The sequence below is a fragment of the Bradyrhizobium lablabi genome (genome assembly GCF_018131005.1).
Taxonomy (GTDB): domain Bacteria; phylum Pseudomonadota; class Alphaproteobacteria; order Rhizobiales; family Xanthobacteraceae; genus Bradyrhizobium; species Bradyrhizobium lablabi_D.
The window spans coordinates 152,166-170,421 of record NZ_JAFCJK010000012.1; the positions used below are offsets into that span (position 1 = coordinate 152,166).

Annotated in this window: 12 protein-coding genes; 5 read left to right on the forward strand and 7 right to left on the reverse strand. The window is 60.5% G+C overall.

Translation table 11 applies throughout. From position 1 onward, the window contains the following. Nucleotides 1-227 precede the first annotated feature (227 nt). From JQ553_RS29555 to JQ553_RS29575, 5 genes are all read right to left on the reverse strand, one after another. Nucleotides 228-449: a hypothetical protein gene (locus JQ553_RS29555; RefSeq protein WP_212503579.1), complete on the reverse strand. Its 222-nt coding sequence runs from the start codon at nucleotides 447-449 to the stop codon at nucleotides 228-230. A 413-nt stretch (nucleotides 450-862) separates the two neighbouring features. After that, nucleotides 863-1,276: a response regulator transcription factor gene (locus tag JQ553_RS29560; RefSeq protein WP_249144658.1), complete on the reverse strand. Its 414-nt coding sequence runs from the start codon at nucleotides 1,274-1,276 to the stop codon at nucleotides 863-865. Between the two features lie 402 nt (nucleotides 1,277-1,678). Beyond that, nucleotides 1,679-2,503: a TIGR00282 family metallophosphoesterase gene (locus tag JQ553_RS29565; protein ID WP_212503580.1), complete on the reverse strand. Its 825-nt coding sequence runs from the start codon at nucleotides 2,501-2,503 to the stop codon at nucleotides 1,679-1,681. Nucleotides 2,504-2,603: 100 nt separating this feature from the next. Then, nucleotides 2,604-3,467, reverse strand: coding sequence for an alpha/beta fold hydrolase (locus JQ553_RS29570; protein WP_212503581.1), 864 nt, complete (start codon nucleotides 3,465-3,467; stop codon nucleotides 2,604-2,606). Between the two features lie 163 nt (nucleotides 3,468-3,630). Further along, nucleotides 3,631-4,338 carry a response regulator gene (locus JQ553_RS29575; protein WP_212503582.1) on the reverse strand — a complete coding sequence of 236 codons (708 nt, stop codon included), beginning with the start codon at nucleotides 4,336-4,338 and terminating at the stop codon, nucleotides 3,631-3,633. A gap of 742 nt (nucleotides 4,339-5,080) precedes the next feature. Here JQ553_RS29575 and JQ553_RS29580 point away from each other — a divergent pair. Together JQ553_RS29580 and hflX are read left to right on the forward strand one after the other, a co-directional pair. Next, nucleotides 5,081-5,527: a hypothetical protein gene (locus JQ553_RS29580; RefSeq protein WP_212503583.1), complete on the forward strand. Its 447-nt coding sequence runs from the start codon at nucleotides 5,081-5,083 to the stop codon at nucleotides 5,525-5,527. Between the two features lie 67 nt (nucleotides 5,528-5,594). After that, a complete protein-coding gene (gene hflX, locus JQ553_RS29585; protein ID WP_249144659.1) occupies nucleotides 5,595-7,067 on the forward strand; it encodes a GTPase HflX in 1,473 nt (490 codons plus the stop codon). A gap of 7 nt (nucleotides 7,068-7,074) precedes the next feature. On the opposite strand, the gene JQ553_RS29590 is transcribed toward hflX, so the two are convergent. Then, complete coding sequence (locus tag JQ553_RS29590) at nucleotides 7,075-8,127, reverse strand: class I SAM-dependent methyltransferase (RefSeq protein WP_212503584.1); 1,053 nt, start codon at nucleotides 8,125-8,127, stop codon at nucleotides 7,075-7,077. 550 nt (nucleotides 8,128-8,677) lie between these two features. Between JQ553_RS29590 and JQ553_RS29595 the strand changes: the two genes are divergently transcribed. Together JQ553_RS29595 and JQ553_RS29600 are read left to right on the forward strand one after the other, a co-directional pair. Continuing rightward, nucleotides 8,678-14,197: an AAA family ATPase gene (locus tag JQ553_RS29595; protein WP_212503585.1), complete on the forward strand. Its 5,520-nt coding sequence runs from the start codon at nucleotides 8,678-8,680 to the stop codon at nucleotides 14,195-14,197. 209 nt (nucleotides 14,198-14,406) lie between these two features. Further along, nucleotides 14,407-15,081 carry a PEPxxWA-CTERM sorting domain-containing protein gene (locus JQ553_RS29600; protein ID WP_212503586.1) on the forward strand — a complete coding sequence of 225 codons (675 nt, stop codon included), beginning with the start codon at nucleotides 14,407-14,409 and terminating at the stop codon, nucleotides 15,079-15,081. 129 nt (nucleotides 15,082-15,210) lie between these two features. Here JQ553_RS29600 and JQ553_RS29605 read toward each other — a convergent pair whose 3' ends face one another. Then, on the reverse strand, nucleotides 15,211-15,939 hold the full coding sequence (locus JQ553_RS29605; RefSeq protein ID WP_212503587.1) for an isoprenylcysteine carboxylmethyltransferase family protein: 729 nt from the start codon (nucleotides 15,937-15,939) through the stop codon (nucleotides 15,211-15,213). A gap of 359 nt (nucleotides 15,940-16,298) precedes the next feature. Here JQ553_RS29605 and JQ553_RS29610 point away from each other — a divergent pair, with 359 nt between their 5' ends. Continuing rightward, nucleotides 16,299-18,062, forward strand: a complete 1,764-nt coding sequence (locus tag JQ553_RS29610) for a caspase family protein (RefSeq protein ID WP_212503588.1) — start codon at nucleotides 16,299-16,301, stop codon at nucleotides 18,060-18,062. Nucleotides 18,063-18,256: the final 194 nt, after the last annotated feature.

Sequence of the window (18,256 nt, forward strand, 5' to 3'; positions counted from 1 at the left end):
TCGGCGCGAAGCCGCTGCCTCGCGGTTGTACGCGGACCGGAGCCGTCGGGTTTGAGTCTTCTGTCGGCGACGGTAAAGGAGGATCGGCCATCGCGGATAGCGGGCTGAAAATTAAGGGGAGCAAGAGTGCGGCCCGTGCCAGCGGACGAATAACGGATTCTCGGAGCATTGTCGTAGATCCTTTCCAGACGGAGAGGCTCCGTCGGGCTCGAAGCAAGAGGCTGGAGCTAGCGCCCGACGAAAGCCGATTGCGTGGCATCGACAAGGCGCGTCCACCATCGATCGGCCGGCTGCGACGCCGCGGCATAGACCTCCCAGGCGCGCGAGCGAACAGCACTGTCGGAATGATAGCGTTCGCGCGCTGGATGACGTGCGATAGCCGGTTGCATGGTCAAGACAAGGCCGCGCGCCGCAAGTGCAGCTCGCAGGCTCGCGAATATGACAGGCATTTGCGACCTCGTTATTGGCTGACGAAGCCTGTGAATTCTGCGCGGTTTTCTCGCAAGCCGCTACTTCTGGCTTGTTGCGCTTAAGGTGATCTTGCCAAATTGGCCGAACGCTCGGGGGCGCAACTACGTCAGCGTGCTCGCCGACTCCCGCCAGTTCTTTCATCGCCGCGTGGAAGAAAGCGGATTCGACTTGCCGAACGCTTCGGTGCTCGGCGGCTGCTCGGCAGTGACGACAGACAAGTCTTGAACGCTTCTCTGACGGAGCATGCCGCCGCAAGGACCACGGAGAAGGATTTTCATTCCGATCGGCTCATTCCGCGACGGGTCGAGCCTTCCGCCGGCAGAAGGGCGCGTTCATCTTTTGGAGCATTGGGGGCTGTCCTCGCACCGATCGCCGTGGGTTGGCGCCGGCACTAGACGCGGCTCCTCTCGACGCATTCGAGCAGAGAACTTGTCTCGAATGGCTTGCGCAGAAGGCAAAATGCTCCCGCCGAGACCGCATCGTCATCCAGTTGCTTGTCAGGCAAAGCCGTGATGAGCACTACCGGCGTCGTGACGCCGAGTTCATGGAGCTTGCGAACGAGGTTGAGTCCCCCCATTCCGGGCATATGAACATCGGCAATGATGCAGTCCACATTCAACAAATGGCTCGATCCCAGAAACATCTCCGCGGAGGCAAAGGGTTCGGAGAGGTAGCCGACCGAGCGCATGAGATCCACGAGTGACGAGCAAAGTGCCTCGTCGTCATCGATGATCGCTACAAATGGACTGTTCACCGCGCGGAACCCTACGAAATGCTCGAATTCATCACGGCGCCGGGAGGTCAAGCAGGTATACCCGCCACTGCTCGAGTGCGACCGCCACGTGAGTTTCGAGGTCTTGTTGAATGAAGGCGAGCAGACTTTCATAGCTAGCTGGAGAACGTCCCACAGTGCGCTTCGGTCGCAACAATGCGGGATGTCATTATGCGTTTACGCATATGCCCCTACAATCTCTCGGTTGTGATACCTAATCCTATACCTTGGTATGGGGTGTTCGATCGAGCGATTGCCGATGACCCGACGCCGAGAAACATTCAGACATCATCGGCGTTCAAGGGTTTGGCGATAGGCCCGGAAATTCGCGCGGCATCGGCCCGAACAGACGGTTGCTCGCCTATCCAGGCGAACAAGCGCGACATACGTGCTCGCCAGTCGCACCCGTCCCTGGCTGCGTTCGAGCGCTATCCATCATTCCCAAAAATGGGGATTCCGCTCGCCGAGATGAGGTCCGATCCTGACAGGTGCGACCGTGACGGCAAGGCCCGTCGCTTCGTTCGTCTCGACAGCAACACCGCACATCGTCGCAACGCCCGCGGCTGGCGTGAAACGACCGGATGACATGCCGGTCGCGAACCGATTAATCGGCTCCCGCTTATCCATGCCAACGACCGAATCGTAGTCGCCGGTCATTCCCGCGTCCGTCATGTAAGCGGTACCGCGCGGCAGAACGCGGCAATCTGCGCTCGGTGTGTGGGTGTGCGTGCCGACGACGAGACTGGCCCGACCATCGCAGAAATGTCCCATTGCCTGCTTTTCGCCGGTCGCCTCGCAATGGAAGTCGAGAACGGCCGCATCGACGTCTCGTGCCAAACGCCGCTCTTCGAGGATACGGGAAATGGTGCCGAACGGATCGTCTGCGGGCTCCATGAACAGCCGGCCCAACGCATTGATAACGAGCACGCGCTTTAGCTTTGCGGTTTGGACCTCCACCAGCCCTGCACCCGGCGTACCCGGCACATAATTGATGGGGCGGATGAGACGGGGTTCATTCTGAATCAGTTCGAGAGCCTCTTTGCGGTTCCACGAGTGGTTGCCAAGGGTCACGACGTCGGCCCCCGCGTTTCTGATCGCGCGATAGGAATCGAAGGTTATCCCGAAGCCGGCTTCGGCGGAGTTTTCACCATTCACGATGGTGACATCCACTCGCCAGCGCGAGAGGAGCGGCGGAAGAAGCGATGACAGCGCGGCCAGACCCGCCGCGCCCACAACGTCGCCGATGAATAGGATCCGCACCTTGCGCCGCCTCCAACCTTTGAGCAGGTCGTTTCCTGCAACGACCTGTTCGAGTGAGAACGCAGACGCCAAAAGCGGCAGGAACTCGCCGGCGAGCCGCCTACTTCACAGTCGCGGAGAGAAAGGCCCTGATGACCGTGCTGATCTCGGCACCATGGGTCTCAAGTGCGAAATGCCCGGTATCGAAGAAGTGCACCTCGGCCTTCGGCATGTCGCGCTTGAACGCTTCGGCTCCCGCCGGCAGAAAGAATGGATCGTTCCTGCCCCAGACGGCGAGGAACGGCGGCTGATGGGTCCGGAAGTATTCCTGGAACTTCGGATACAGGGCGACGTTGCTCTTGTAGTCTCCGAAGAGGTCGAGTTGAACTTCGTCGGCGCCGGCCCGAGCCAGGTAATGGTTATCCAGTGAATATCCGTCCGGCGAGATTGCAGTGATGTCAGAGACGCCATGGGTGTACTGCCAGATTGTCGTTTCCGGCTTGAGAAATGCGCGCAAGGCTTCGCGATTCTGCGCCGACCCATCGCTCCAATAGCCTCGGATCGGATTCCAGCCTTCGCTGAGCCCCTCCTCGTACGCATTTCCGTTTTGTGAAATGATCGCCGTAATCCGCTCAGGACGTCGTACGGCAAGCCTGAATCCCGTCGGCGCGCCATAGTCGAACACGTAGACGGCGAACCTCGTCAAAGCCAGCACTTCGGTGAACCTATCGATGCGATCGGCGATCGCATCGAACGTGTATTTGAAATCGCTGCGCGACGGCATGGCCGACTGACCGAAACCGGGAAGATCTGGCGCGATCAGACGGAACCGATCGGAGAGCCTCGGGATCAAGTCACGAAACATGTGACCCGAGGTGGGGAAGCCATGAAGCAAAAGCAGCACGGGGGCATCCCTCGGGCCCGCCTCGCGGTAGAAGATCCTCAGTCCGTCCACATCGGCGCTGTCAAATCGCACCCTTCCCATGGCAAGCTCCATCCAGCGGTAAAGAGGGTATAACCGGTAACTGTCGCTATATCGGGTTATGCAACGACACCACGATTGTCAACCTGGCCAGGGCCGTACGCCTGCGAAGCACCGGAAACGTCGGGACCGAGGCCGGCCGACACCTGATGGGGGTACGCCACACTCACTCCGCGGCGGTCTCGAACTGATCCTGTAGCCGATACCCGACCCCGGACTCGGCGACGAGAAGGCGAGGATTGTGAGGATCCGTCTCTATCTTCTGGCGCAGCTTTCGAACGAGGACACGGAGATATTGGATGTTCTTCTGGTTGCCGGTCCAGATCTCCTTGAGCAACTGATCATGCGTGACAATGAACCCGACATGCGTCGCAAGGATGTGGAGTAAGCGGTATTCCTTCCGTGTGAGCTTGATCCTGCTCCGGTTGAGCGTCACCGTCCGGGTCATGATATCGACCGAGAGGGGGCCGGTCACGACGATGGAATCCTCGGTTGTCGGCTTGACGTAGCGCCGCAGCACGGCCGCGCTGCGCGCGAGCAGTTCGGCCATACCGAACGGTTTGACCAAGTAATCGTCGGCGCCGTCCTGAAGAAACTTCACCTTCTCCGCTTCGCTCGACACGACCGAGAGGATGATGATCGGAACGTTGGACCAGGATCGGATGCGCTCGAGGAACTCCCGGCCATGCAGGTCCGGCAAGTCCGGATCAAGAATGATCAGATCCAGCGTATTGAAGGTAGCGACCTTCAAGGCGTCAGCCGCGTTATCGGCCTGAAGCACCAGATATCCTTCGAGTTCGAAGCCGGCGCGCAGAAACCGCCGTGTGTTCGGCTCGTCGTCCACAAGCAGCACCATGTTGGCAGATCTATTCATCTTCCAGAGCCATCGTGTTCGCCCATTTTGCCGTCCGAGCAAAATCCGGCCGGCGGCCCGCGACGCACTTACGCACTTCGATCGCTGTGCTACGTATATTTTGCCATTTGACATTCGCAATGCGCTCCATTGCGGAAACGGCATCGCGGCCCAAGATGTAAGCAAGACTTCCCCAACGACAGCAAAATAGCTCAAGGCCTCGCAAGCGATCCGGCGCGGTGGCGGGCCAGACAGCGGGCCTCACGCAGTTGCTGCGGCGCGGAAGCGGCCATCGCCGACGCATCGGCTCGGGCAATTGCTGTGGCCTCGCAAGTGGATTCCTGCAACGCTCCGGCACCTTGGCCCGACTCTGCGATGGCGCCGCTCACTTTCAGAGCGGCTCATTGATGCCGTCACTATGCCGGAGCCCGCCGGTCCGTCTCGTTTCTTTATGCCGCTTCACGTACATTGCGGGCACTGTCGTCCACGTCTGCTTCTCAAGTGAGATAGTGTCATGTCGCCCCGCTTCAGATGCGATGGCCCTTCTATCGCATGGGCGGCCGATCCAGTGCGCGTAGATCGTTACGCCAGACACTGATCCCCCGCTTCCCGGGATTTTTGAACTCAGCATCAGCAGGCAGGCTTCGCGACCGCGACCCGCCACGTTCAAGACCCGGGCGCGACTTGCGCGAGATACCTGACGGACGGCCAGCCGTCCCAGCCCGCGTCGGGCCAACGATAGTTCGTCCAAAATGGTGCCATCATGATTTCTCCCCGATCCATCCCCCCAGGCGATCGAATCATCGATCCGATGATCGCGCTTGCGAAGTGCTCCGCGCAGCACCGAATCGTCGTCGCCGGCTCCAAGGCCGTTGAGCTGATGTTTGACCTGCATCGCCGCGGCTTTGCGCGAGCCGCGGCGACGGCGAATTGCGGGCGGGCGGCCGGCCAGTATGACGTCGCCCTGGTCGATTGGCGGCGCCGCCCGTTCAGGACTCTCGAGCCGACGCTTGATTGGCTGGTGAAGTTCTTGGATCAAGCCGGCGTACTGGTCGTCTGGGTCGAACCACAAAAGGCCAGCGCCACCGAAGCACTTCGTCTCTCGCTCGAAAAGCGCGGCTTTATCATCGAGTCGGGGACCGTCAATGAATGCGGCTGCGCCGTCTCGGCGCGCCGGCGCGAACACAATCCGCTTCGCAAGGCCGCGTAACCCGCCCCGACCTCCGAACACAGGCGGCGATGGCCGCCTGTGTCGGCTCGCGTAAGCCGGCAGACGGTTGCGCTGGGCCCTCGGGACCTCGGAAGTCAACCGGATCGCCGCCCGCGGGGCAGCTCGCGCACAGGACAAAGTCATGGAAAAAGCCGGAGACGGCCTCGGCACCAACGCGCGCCAAATCGCAAGATCACAAACGCGTATGCCGGCGGCGATACTCGTCGGCGTGCAGACTCAGGGCGTCGATGACGTTGCCCATGCCGCAAGTCTTGCGGAGCTGGGCCGCCTGGTTAAGACACTCGGGTTCGAGGTTGTCGGCACGATAACGCAGAAGCGGGACGAAATCGACGGCGCGACGGTGCTGGGCAAGGGGCGGCTCGAGGAGCTCGCCGCGATGACCGGCGGGACGGGCGTCGTCGGATCGACGGCACGGGTCCGGAAGTCCAAGGCCCGCGAGCGGTTCGAAGAAACCGATGGACGCGAGCCGAGTGCCGGAGCAATCAAGCCTGACCTGCCGACGCCGGAATACGTGATCGTCGATCACGACATCTCGCCAAGCCAGGCGCGCAATATCGAACGCGCAACCGGCGCGCAGGTCCTGGATCGGACGGGAGTGATTGTGGAGATTTTCCATCGTCACGCACACAGCCGTGAGGCGAAATTGCAGGTCGAGATGGCGCGCTTAAAGTACATCGCGCCGCGCCTGCGCGAATCGTCCGCGGGCGGCGAGCGGCGGCAGGGCTACGGCGCGGGCGAATCCGATCTCGAACTCGAACGACGAAAGATTCGAGACCGTCTCGCCGAGCTGAGGGAGCAGCTGGAGGCAATCGGGCGGGATAGCGACCAACGCCGGACTGCGCGTCGCGATCAGCTTCGGGTCGCGCTGGTCGGATATACAAACGTCGGGAAGTCGTCGCTCATGCAGGCGCTCACGGCCAGCGAGGTCCTGGTCGCGGACAAGCTGTTCGCGACCCTCGATACAACAGTACGCGCTCTGCAGCCGGAAACCAAGCCGCGCATCCTCGTCTCCGACACCGTCGGATTCATAAAAAAGCTACCGCATGATCTCGTGGCATCGTTCCGCTCCACGCTCGCCGAAGCACTGGAAGCGTCGTTGCTGCTGTTCGTCGTTGATGCGTCCGATCCGGCATACCAATCGCAGCTCGAAGTGACCCGCAACGTGCTACACGAGATCGGCGCGGAAATAGTGCCGTCGCGCTTGCTCCTCAACAAGATCGATCGCTTGAACGAGGCCGATCGCGTCGCGCTTCGCGCGAGGCACCCCGACGCAATTCTCCTGTCCGCGAGGTCTGCCGCGGACATAGCGGCGCTGCGCGAGACAATCATCGCCTTCTTCGAGGTGGCGATGGTGGAGGAGGAATTCGTGGTGCCGTATGCGAAACAGTCGCTGCTCAGTGACGTGTATGAGCACGTGCACGTGCTTTCCGAGAACTACGACACAATTGGCCGGATCATGAGGGTGCGCGGCACGCCGGCCGCAATCGCGCGGCTACGACGAACGCTGTTCGGTTCGTGAGGTTCTCTTAGGTTGGACAGGTCCGATCGATGGCCAGATCCAGCGCCGCGGAGTTGGAATCCAGATTTTCGATTGACGTGGCGACTTGCCGGCTGCGCGCTATGAGCAAGAGATGCGTGGCGCGGTCCATGAACTCCGTGTTCGTCGCATACGCTCTCTCAAGCCGATCGAGCTCATCAGCGATTTGACTCTCGGCTGCTTGCGACGGATTCCATCGCGCATCCGGCATGAATCGACCGTGGAACAGGTCGAGACCCCGCAAATCCTCGATGTCGAAATTCCGGGCGAAATGGTTTCGCAATTCGTCTGCTGTAAACAGATGAAAGCCGAATGCCATATGCCGACCATCACTGAGGTCGATTTCGCAGCGGTCGTTGGTGTGATCATGCTTCAGGCGGCGCACGTTCTCCAGCGATTCCACAAAAGCCGTTGGCGTGCTGCCGATCGAACGCACGGTCGTGATAAAATGGCCAGACGTGACGCGCGCGATTTCTCCAGAGATATCGGTCAGCCTTTCAACAGGCAGGTGGCTGAGAGCGCTGTACAGGCAAAGGGTGATATCGACGGAGGCATCCGGCTCCGGCAACCGGTCCGCAAGGTCGGCGACGTCGAATGTGACGTTCACTTCAGAAAGGCTTGCAGCTGCGGTCAAACGAGCCCGCTGGATCTGAGCTTCCGCAATGTCAAATCCGCGCGCAGTAATGCTGCTAAAGCCGAGGGCGCGTGCGCGCAGAATCAGTCGCCGTAGCCACGTGCCCGGTCCGCAACCCGCATCGAGGAACCTGACCGATCTCTTTCCGGAGGCCCGCAGGTCCGCCAGCTTTGTTTCCAATACGGCCCAAACGTGCCGATCCGCGTACGCATGCATTCCGCCGAAGGCGAATAGCTGCGAAGGGTCGCCATCGGCGTAGGAGGCGTAGTCGTCGCCGGCCTGGTTGTAGATGTCGGCGACATTAGCCGGCGTCTCGTCGTCGCGTGCCAGGACCGAATGAGCGATTCCGGGCGAGCCGGTCACACCTGACGCCCATTTCCGTGTCGGGATCGAATCCTGATCGACCATACGAAGCGGTCTATTTGGTCGCGCGCGGCTTTCCGCGTTCCGGCAGTTCGCCATTGGTGCAGAATTGCTCTCTGATTTGGGGGCTCAGCGCTGCCTTCGCTGCAAGTCGGGTCGAGGCAATTATGTCTGGCAGATATCGCATGAACTATTTTCAGGTTTCGCCGCCACGGCGAGCTGAGCTCGGCAACCGCTGATAACTGCATCATGCGCGAGAGGTGATAGGAAATCGAGGCGGATGGTGGCCCCGCTTCATAGGCGCGATATAGCCACAAGGCTGCCCTTTGGACCGTCGTCAGCGAGTCTCACGAAAAATCGACCAACCTTATAGGTGATCGATTCCACTCATACACCTTTAGACTGCACAGCCGCCCCACGGGCTCGCGCCACCCCCGGCTGCGACGCGGCATCAAGATCGCTTGAAGGGCATTCGCGCGGATCTGGACACCAAACCAACAAGTTGTTGTAAGGCATTGTTCGGAGGGGTACGCTGATCCATTCAGTTTGGACAGGCATTTAGCGCCCTACCGGCCAGGCTCCGGAGTACGGTAGGATGAGCACGTCCCCTCGAGTCTCCATCAGCGGAGACACCAGCCTCGCCCCCTGGGAGGACGGCGAACGTGCGTTCCGCCGCGAGCGACGCCTCAACGCGGACGGCCATCTCATCGACGTTCTGATGGTGACGCTCACGCGGGAGCATCCGTCCTCCACAAGCCGCGATCGACTTGCTCATGAATACGCGTTGAAAGATGAGTTGGAGGGCGATTGGGCCGTGCGGCCGCTGGCGCTGATCCGCGAACGCGGTCGTACCGTCTTGATGCTCGAAGATCCTGCCGGCGAGCCACTCGACCGCCTGCTCGGCGCGCCGATGGAATTGGGACGCTTCTTGCGCCTCGCGACCGGCATTGCTGCAGCCCTTATCCGAATGCACCGGCGCGGCCTCGTTCATAAGGACCTAAAGCCGGCAAATATCGTGGTGAACCCTGCCGGCGAAGTCCGCTTTACAGGATTCGGTATCGCTTCGCGCCTTTCACGCGAGCGGCAAGCGTTTGAGCCGCCCGAAACACTCGCTGGTACGCTCGCCTATATGGCTCCCGAACAAACCGGACGCATGAATCGTTCAATCGATTCTCGCAGCGACTTGTACGCACTCGGCGTCACGCTGTACCAGATGCTCACGGGCACGCTGCCGTTCACAGCGGCCGGTCCCATGGAATGGGTGCATTGCCACGTCGCGAGACAGGTGAAACCTCCTGCCGAACGAATTGCAGGAGTGCCGGACATCGTCTCGGCGATTGTCATGAAGCTGCTCGCGAAGACGCCCGAAGAACGCTATCAGACCGCGGCCGGTCTCAGGCGTGATCTTCAGCGCTGCCTTGCGGCGTGGGAAGCTCGAGGCCGGATTGAGCACTTTGGCATCGGCAAGTCCGACATGCCGGATCGTCTGCTCATTCCGGAGAAACTATACGGACGAGAGCGCGAAATTGACAGCTTGCTCACTTCGTTCGCTCGCATTGGCGGCAGCGGCATGCCGGAGCTGGTCCTGATCTCCGGACCTTCCGGTATCGGCAAATCAGCCCTGGTTCAGGAGTTGCATACCGCCCTGGTCCCGAGCGGCGGGTTTTTTGCCTCCGGCAAGTTCGATCAACTTCGCCGCGACATTCCCTATGCGACGCTTGCCCAGGCCTTTCAGAGTCTGATCCGGCATCTTCTCGCGAAGAGCGACGCGGATCTGGCACCCTGGCGCGACGCCCTGCGCGAAGCGCTGGACCCGCTCGGTCAGCTCATGGTCGATCTCGTTCCCGAACTGAGGCTGATCATCGGTGATCAACCGCCGGTCCCGGAGGCCTCGCCTCAGGACGCGCAACGGCGTTTTCAACTTGTCGTTCGGCGCTTCATCGGTGTCTTCGCCCAGCCGAGCCATCCTCTCGCGCTCTTTGTCGATGACTTGCAATGGCTCGACGTAGCCACGTGGGAGATGCTCGAGGAGCTGTTGACCCGTTCCGATCTGCGACACTTGTTGCTGGTCGGCGCTTACCGTCACGATGAGATCGACGGGGAGCATCCGCTGAAGCGAAAGCTCGAGACAATCCGTCATGCCAGCGCATCAATACGGGAAATCAGCCTGGGGCCCCTTGCCCTTGATGGCGCCGAGCAGCTCACGGCGGATACGCTTCACTGCGAGCCGGCCCAAGCCGCGCCGCTGGCGCAGTTGATGCAGGAGAAGACAGGCGGCAATCCGTTTTTTCTGATCCAGTTTCTGCGCGCGCTTGCCGAAGAGAAGCTGCTCACGTTCGATCATCAGAAAGCTTCGTGGAGCTGGGACCTCGCGCGCATCCATGCCAAAGGTTATACCGAGAACGTTGTAGACCTTATGGTTGGCAAGCTCGGTGGTTTACCCGGCGAGGCACGGCAGGCTCTGGTGGGGCTGGCTTGTCTTGGTAGCAGCGCAGCGCCGACGACGCTCGCGCGCGCGCTCGGAACCTCGGAGAAGCAGGTCCATGCGGATCTCAGAGGGGCGGTTCGTCTCCAGCTGATCGAGTTGGTGGACGGCTGCTACAGATTCGTGCACGACCGCGTTCACGAGGCCGCATACACGCTGCAGCCGGACGAAGACAAGCCCGCCCTGCATCTTCGCATTGGCACGGCATTGGCGGCGCACGTGGTGCCCGACGAGACCAGCGAGACGGTCTACCTCGTCGCCGGCCAGCTCAATCGTGGCATCGCCGCCACTACGAGCGAGGCGGAACGCCGGCAAATCATTGCCATCAATCTTTCGGCTGGCCGGCGCGCCCGCAACGCTGCGGCCTACAGTGCGGCCATCGCCTATCTTGAGGTTGCGCGAAAGCTACTTGGAGACGAAGCGCATCCTCACTGCAGCGAGACGGCCTTCGCCGTCGCCCTGTTGCGCGCCGAGTGCGAGTTCCTGGTCGGGCATCTGGATAATGCGGATGCGCAGTTGCTGCTGCTGTCGCAGAGTTGTCCGAACGTTCACGCCAGCTCGGAGGTGACCAGGCTTCGGTCCAAATTGTATTCGGTGCAGGGCCAGCTCACGCGCGCCGTTGCCGTCGGTCTCGAGTTTCTCCGTTTGGTCGGGATCGACTGGCGCCCTCACCCGACGGATCCAGAAGTGGATGAGGAAGGCAGTCGCCTGCGTATGTTGGCCGAGCAACTATCCGACGACCAGCTTCACGCAATACCACCGGCAACCGATCCCGACCATCGTGCAACAATGGCGGTCATCGCTGACCTCGTTACACCTGCTCTCCTCACCGACCTCAACCTGTCCCACCTCGTGATCATGGGATCGGCACGATTGACGCTTCAGCATGGGACCAGCGAGAGCTCCTGCTATCCGCTGGCATGTACATTCAGCGTTCTCTACAACCGCTATGCAGACCCGAAACTCGGATTGCGTTTGGCGCAATTTGGAGTTTCTCTCGCCAACAGGCAGCCGCAACTGGCTTTCAGTGGACGGACGATCGCCGTATTCGGCTACTATGTAACGCCTTGGGTACAGCCGCTCCGGTCGGGCTTGCCCTTCGTTCGCCGTGGCCGGGACATCGTGTCGGCAACCGGCGACCTGGCTTGGGTCGCATGGTTGCATTGGACAGCGACGTCGATTCGTCTCTTCTGTGGCGACCCGCTTCATGAGGTTTACAAGGATACGGAACAGGGGGTCGCGTTCGCCGAGGACGCGGGTTTCGAGTTGCCGGCCGCAAATTCTTCGACGCAAAGAGATTTGGCTCTTAGCCTGATTGGCCGCGACAAGGAGAGCAGCTTCGGAGTGCCCGGCCCGACGGAGCGTCATCCCCTGGAAGCGTCCTGCCCGCAGACCGCCTGCCTGCACTACGTCACCCAAATGCAGGCCCACGTGGTCGCCGGGCACTACGGCACCGCTCTCGAATTCGCCGCGCGGGCAGACAGGCTCTTCCGCAGCGTACGGGCCTATCTGGAACTTGTAGAATACCGCTTCTATGCGGCGCTTGCCCACGCTGCCGCGTGTGATACGTCGCCACCTGACCGACACGAGCTGCACGCAGGCAGCCTGCGTCAACATCACCACGAACTCACCATTCGGTGTGCACGGGTGCCTGCAAATTTCGGCGATCGATTGACGCTGCTTGCCGCGGAGATCGCCCGCATCGAAGGACGCACACTGGACGCGGAGCGACTATACGAAGAGGCGATTACACTGGCGCGGGACGCCGGATTTGTTCAGATCGAGGCGATCGCCGCGGAGTGTGCGGCCCGCTTCTACGAGGCGCGCGGCATTCGCACCGCAGCCCTCTCTTATCTGGCGAATGCAAGCGATTGCTACCTGCGGTGGGGTGCCGGCGCCAAGGTGCGGCAACTCGAAGAGCTTTACCCCCACCTCCGCGAAAGAGAATTTGCGCCGAGCGCAATGCGTACGATCGGAGCACCCGTCGAACAATTGGACCTCGCAACAGTGCTTAAGGTTTCGGAGGCCGTTTCCGGCGAGATCGTGCTGGAAAAGCTTATTGAGACACTGTTGCGCACTGCCATCGAGCATGCCGGCGCAGACCGCGGACTACTGCTTTTGCCGCGAGGATCCGAGCTGCGGGTTCACGCCGAAGCGACTATCGGCAGTGCATCAGTGAGGATCGATCTCTGCGACCTGCCGATCTCGACAGCGGAATTGCCGGAATCGCTGGTTCTCTACACTGCGCGCACGCAGGAAAGCGTCATCCTCGGCGATATATCGGAGCGTGGCACTTTTTCCGGCGACCAGTATATGCGCCGCAAACGCACCCGGTCGGCCCTGTGTCTGCCGCTCATCAAGCAAGGCAAGACGGTCGCCGTGTTATATCTCGAAAACAGCCTCGCTGCAGGGGTGTTCACCCCCGCCCGCATCGCCATTCTGAAGTTTCTCGCCTCCGAGGCCGCCACATCGATCGAAAATGCTCGCCTGTATCGAGAGATATCAGAACGAGAATCGCGGATCCGTCGGCTGGTCGACGCCAACATCATCGGAATCTGCATCTTCAATCGGAGCGGCGATATTGTTGACGCGAATTGCTCGTTCCTCGAGACCCTTGGATACAATCAGGAGGATCTCTCCGCGGGCCAGCTACGCTGGAACGACTTGACGCCGCCGGAGTGGCGAGACCGCACCTCACGTGCCCAGACAGAAATGGAGAAGACTGGAGCCGCGAAACCGTTCGAGAAGGAGTTGTTCCGCAAGGACGGCGAGCGCGTGCCGGTCCTGGTCGGCGCGGCCGCCTTCGACGAAGACCGAGACCAGGGTGTTGTTTTCGTATTGGACCTGAGCGAACGTCGACGTGCGGAAGTCGAGGTCCGCGAGAGCGAACGTCGGTATCGCGAGGTCCAGATGGAGCTCGCCCATGCAAACCGTGTTGCGGTGATGGGGCAGCTCACGGCATCCATTGCCCATGAAGTCAACCAGCCGAACACCGCGGTCGTCGCCAGCGTGCAAGCAGCGCTACGCTGGCTGGATCGCCGGCCCCCGGAGCTCGAGCAGGTTCGTGGAGCGCTGGCCCGGGTCGAGCAGAACGCCATTCGGGCAAGCGAGGTCATCGGGCGGATTCGCGATATCATCAAGAAGGCGCCGCCCAAAAAGGATCGTATCGCGATCAACCGCGTCATCCGCGAGGTGGTCGAGCTCACCCAGGCTGAGGCAGCGAGGCACAATGTCTTGGTGCAAACGTCGTTTGCGGCAGACTTGCCGGAAGTCATTGGCGACCGGGTCGAATTGCAACAAGTCGCGGTCAATCTGATCGTCAATGCGATCGAGGCGATGAGCGGAACGACTGAGCGAGCGCGCGAGCTCGTGATCCGCACCACGCAGGCAGATCGCGATGGCGTTCTTGTCGCGATGATGGATTCAGGCCCGGGTTTGCCGCCGACAACCTTCGAGCGCCTGTTCGACCCTTTCTACACGACCAAGCCGGGCGGCATAGGGGTCGGACTGTCGATATGCCGTTCGATCATCGCCGCACATGGCGGTCGATTGTGGGCCAGCGCGAACGTGCCCCACGGAGCCGTCTTCCAGTTTACCTTGCCCACTGAAGGCGAAAGGTCCGGCAACTGAAGCGCACTCGCACCGGCGCGCCGCAACCGGCGATAGAGTCGATGCCCTGAACTCTCCTGCCGATAAGAAGATTCAGAGCTGCCCCTGCGACGTTTTGTCCTCGGCCCTGCGCGATGGCTCTCAGGTCACCTCTCTGTAACAGAGCCATGCAACACCTCCGACCGTTAAATAAGGATCAAAATTGATCCAGCAACTGGTATGGGGCATCAATGAAATTCATGTTGAGGGCAGCTGTCGCAGTGGCAGCTCTGAAGTTTGCTTGTTCTCCCGCTGCAGCTCTTGTCATAGGCAATGCCGATAGCAGCAACGGTATTCCCTTCGGAAATAATGTCGGCGGCTATTACTATCAACAGATCTACAATTCGAGCAGCTTCAGCTCCTCGATCAACATCAACGAAATCACATTCTATAACTCGCTGTTTCCTGGCGGCACTGCGCGGACCGGCACGTTTGACATCTATCTTTCATACGTTCCGAACACGACCAACATCAGCACGTTCGATACCGGCGCCTTTGCTTTTCCGGACGCAACCTTCACTAACGTGTTCAGCGGAAGCGCACCGGCCGTTTCAGATGGCCGGCTGGACTTCAACCTTTCAACGTCATTCAATTACGATCCGACGAAGGGCTACCTGATGCTGACGGTCAGGGAGTTTGGCCTGTCCAACGGCAACACTCTCTATCTGGACAGCGACAGCAACGTTGGAACGACCAATTCGCGCTTCTCGGCCTATCCGTACGAATGGAACCAGGGTCTTGTGACCGGATTCAACGACAGCGTTGCGGCGGTGCCGGAGCCCTCCACCTGGGCCATGCTGATCCTCGGCTTTGCCGGCATCGGCTTTATCGCGCATAGCCGTCGTAACGCGCTCAGGATGGCCTGATCCAGCTCATGAGAGTCGCACAGGGACCGCCTTCGGGCGGTCTCATCCTTTTAGGAATTCGTTTCCCTCGCAGGAGACTTCATCTGCGAGGGTCTCCTATACCGCCCCACGCTTTTCCGGATCGTGCTTCTAAGGCGGGTTCGAACCTGCAAACAGCCGGCCAAGTTTTGTGGGGATCAGAAAAGACGTATTCGCGGCGTAGGCGCGATATTCAGGAAAAGCCCGCTTCAGAATCGCTTCTTCGTTGACCATTCGCCGCCATTGAACCAGCACAATCGCAACGGCGATGAGCACGGCAGGCGGCGAAAGCACCTGCAGCGTCACACCGATCAAGGCTACTCCCTCACAGAGGTATAGCGGATGCCGGACGATTCGATAGGGCCCTTCTGTCACCAGGCGCCTTGCCTCGGCCAGTATGCTGAAGGATTTGCCCAACCAGCGGAGCACCACGAAAGAAAGCGAGGTGCCTACCAGGATCAACGTCGTGGACAGAGCCGACCAGATAGGGCCGAGCTCCGCCCTCGGAAGAAAAGCAAGCGCTATGCTCAAGAACGTGCCTAGCAAGGCCGAGAGCCGCGGCTCGATACCCTTCGACTTCCGTATTGGGACCAGCCGAGTAATGGCTGTCAGCGCAACCAAGCCCAGGAACAGGACGTTAGCAATGCTCGCCGCGATCACCAGAAGCTTGTTGACGCTGTCGAGTGGCAGCAGATGAGGAAGGCTGGCGGCGCCGATAAGGGCAAAGCCGCCATAAACGACGACGATTGCTGCTCTGGAAGCCCAATCCAGCCAAAGATTGGCGCGGCAATCGGCCATGCTGTCCTTGCCCGTTGCCTGAGCGAGCTTTACGTCAGCCATGGTACTGATATCTCGCGGTGCCCGCGTAGGGTACCTTAGGGCGGCTCCATCAGGCCAATAGAATACAGAAGTGGTGTTCTCTTCAAGAGACAGGCCGGTCCGTGGTTAGCCTTGGAGCAAAGGCTGGCACAAGTCCGGGCTGCAGCGGGCAAGGCGGCGGCCCCGGCTCTGGCGGGGAGGCCGTAGAGTTTGGCACTTGCGGCGGTTGCCCATCGCCGACTTCGATCGTGAACTACCGCACACACTTGTTCATTCCCAAGTGGTACACAGGACAGGTGTCGACAATCGGCGCGGCAATGGGAACCGCTTCTGTTATGCCGGCCGGTGTGCTATAAGCGGCCATAAACAGTCGTACCGTCATGAATTTGTATGGATTTATGAAATTGCGCCGATTGTTGCTCTTTGCCGCCGCGCTGCTGCTGCTCTGCCAGCCGGCTTGGGCCGGGAATCGTGTGGCGCTCGTCATTGGCAATTCCACTTACAAGAACGCAGCGCTTCTCCTGAATCCGGCCAATGACGCTGCAATCGTCGATGCGACACTGAAGAACGCGGGATTCGATGTGGTCGAAACCCATCTCGATCTCGAGGCGGCCGACATGCGGCGCACACTTCGCGATTTCGCCGACCGGGTTCGCGACGCTGATGTCGCCGTAGTCTATTACGCAGGTCATGGCATTGAGCTGGAAGGTTCGAATTACCTGATCCCGACGGATGCCAGGCTTGAGCGCGATACGGACGTCTACGACGAGGCGCTTTCGCTCGATCGCGTTCTGTTGGCTATTGAACCGGCAAAACAGCTGCGACTTGTGATCGTCGATGCGTGCCGCAACAATCCTTTCGCCGAGAAGATGAAGCGAACGGTCGGCTCGCGGGCGATGAGTCGGGGCCTCGCCAGAATAGAGCCGGCAACATCAAACACCTTGGTCGCCTACGCCGCCAAGGCTGGCTCGACGGCATCTGACGGCAACAGCAAGAACAGTCCCTATGCTACCGCACTGGTCAAATATATTGCCACTCCGGGCCTGGACTTGCGCAGGGTATTTGGCTTCGTCCGCGACGACGTCATGAAAGCCACCGGCAATCGGCAGGAACCGTATGTCTACGGGACGCTTGGCGGCGAAGATGTGCCGCTGGTGCCGGCCAAGGAAACGGCCTCCAAGGAAACGGCTTCGAAGGAAGTGGCTTCCAAGGAAACGGCCTCATCGGCGGTGGCGCGGGCCGACATCCGGCACGATTACGAACTCGCGCTGCAGATCGGCAACAAGGATGCATTGAACTTCTTCCTCGCCCAGTATCCGGACGGCTACTACGCAAATCTGGCCAAACTTCAGCTCGCCAAAATTGCCGCCGAAGAGACGCGCGTCGCTGCGACCGAGAAAGCGCGCCTGGCCCAGCAGGAGCAGGAGCGGCTCGCCAACGAGGGCGCTCAACAGACAAAGCTCGCCAAGGCGGCCTCGGAGCTGAAAGCTGCCGAAGAAGCTCGTGTCGCCGCCGAGAAGGCCAAGGAAGCCGCGCAAGAACAAGCCGCTCAGGCCGAGCAGAGGCGTGTCGCGATCGAAAGTGCTGCTGCCGCGAAAAACGTCGCACCAGTTGCGCCAGAAAGGCAGCAGGAGACGAAAGCGGACACAAAAACCGCCGCGCTGCCCGATCCGCAAGCACCAGCGCCGCCATCGCAGGCCGAACTTGCAAGATCGATCCAGACCGAGTTACGCCGGGTTGGCTGCTTCACTGGATCGATCAATGGGGAATGGAATGCGGAGTCACGGCGTTCGCTGGAGCTGTTCAACCAGCACGCCGGCTCCAAATTCGATGTGAGACTCGCAAGCGTCGATGCGCTCGATGGGATCAAGCTCAAGTCGTCGCGGGTTTGTCCGCTGATTTGCAAATCCGGTTTCAAACGTGACGGCGATCGCTGCAGCAAGATTACTTGCGCCGCGGGTTCGTTCCTCAACGACGACAATGAATGTGAGAAGCGGAAGGTGCGTCAAGCACCCCCCGTCCGACAGGCTCCGTCCGCAAGGCACGAGCGCAGGGAACCTCCTCCGGCGAGGCCCAACGCCGAGGCCAGTGCGGGCGGCGGCAGGCGGGAAATCGGAATGCCATTCATTTTCTTCATGCCCTGAAGCTTTTTGCGATCGCCTTGGAATTCGCCAGCCTCAAGCCGGCGGATTGCTGCCGACTTATCCTGTTGAAGTCGTTTAATAAAATGGCGCGCACCGTTCGGACAACGCTGGCAGCTCTCATTGTAGTTGAAATATCTGGTTTAGACACCATTCTAACTCACGTTCCAGCGCCAACTGCCCGCCATCAAAGGCCT

Bases quoted from the DNA above. Each gene is read 5' to 3' on its own strand.
- JQ553_RS29555 (WP_212503579.1), bottom strand. From the start codon at position 449: ATGCCTGTCATATTCGCGAGCCTGCGAGCTGCACTTGCGGCGCGCGGC.
- JQ553_RS29570 (WP_212503581.1), bottom strand. From the start codon at position 3,467: ATGGGAAGGGTGCGATTTGACAGCGCCGATGTGGACGGACTGAGGATC.
- JQ553_RS29575 (WP_212503582.1), bottom strand. From the start codon at position 4,338: ATGAATAGATCTGCCAACATGGTGCTGCTTGTGGACGACGAGCCGAAC.
- JQ553_RS29580 (WP_212503583.1), top strand. From the start codon at position 5,081: ATGATTTCTCCCCGATCCATCCCCCCAGGCGATCGAATCATCGATCCG.
- JQ553_RS29590 (WP_212503584.1), bottom strand. From the start codon at position 8,127: ATGGTCGATCAGGATTCGATCCCGACACGGAAATGGGCGTCAGGTGTG.
- JQ553_RS29595 (WP_212503585.1), top strand. From the start codon at position 8,678: ATGAGCACGTCCCCTCGAGTCTCCATCAGCGGAGACACCAGCCTCGCC.
- JQ553_RS29600 (WP_212503586.1), top strand. From the start codon at position 14,407: ATGAAATTCATGTTGAGGGCAGCTGTCGCAGTGGCAGCTCTGAAGTTT.
- JQ553_RS29605 (WP_212503587.1), bottom strand. From the start codon at position 15,939: ATGGCTGACGTAAAGCTCGCTCAGGCAACGGGCAAGGACAGCATGGCC.
- JQ553_RS29610 (WP_212503588.1), top strand. From the start codon at position 16,299: ATGAATTTGTATGGATTTATGAAATTGCGCCGATTGTTGCTCTTTGCC.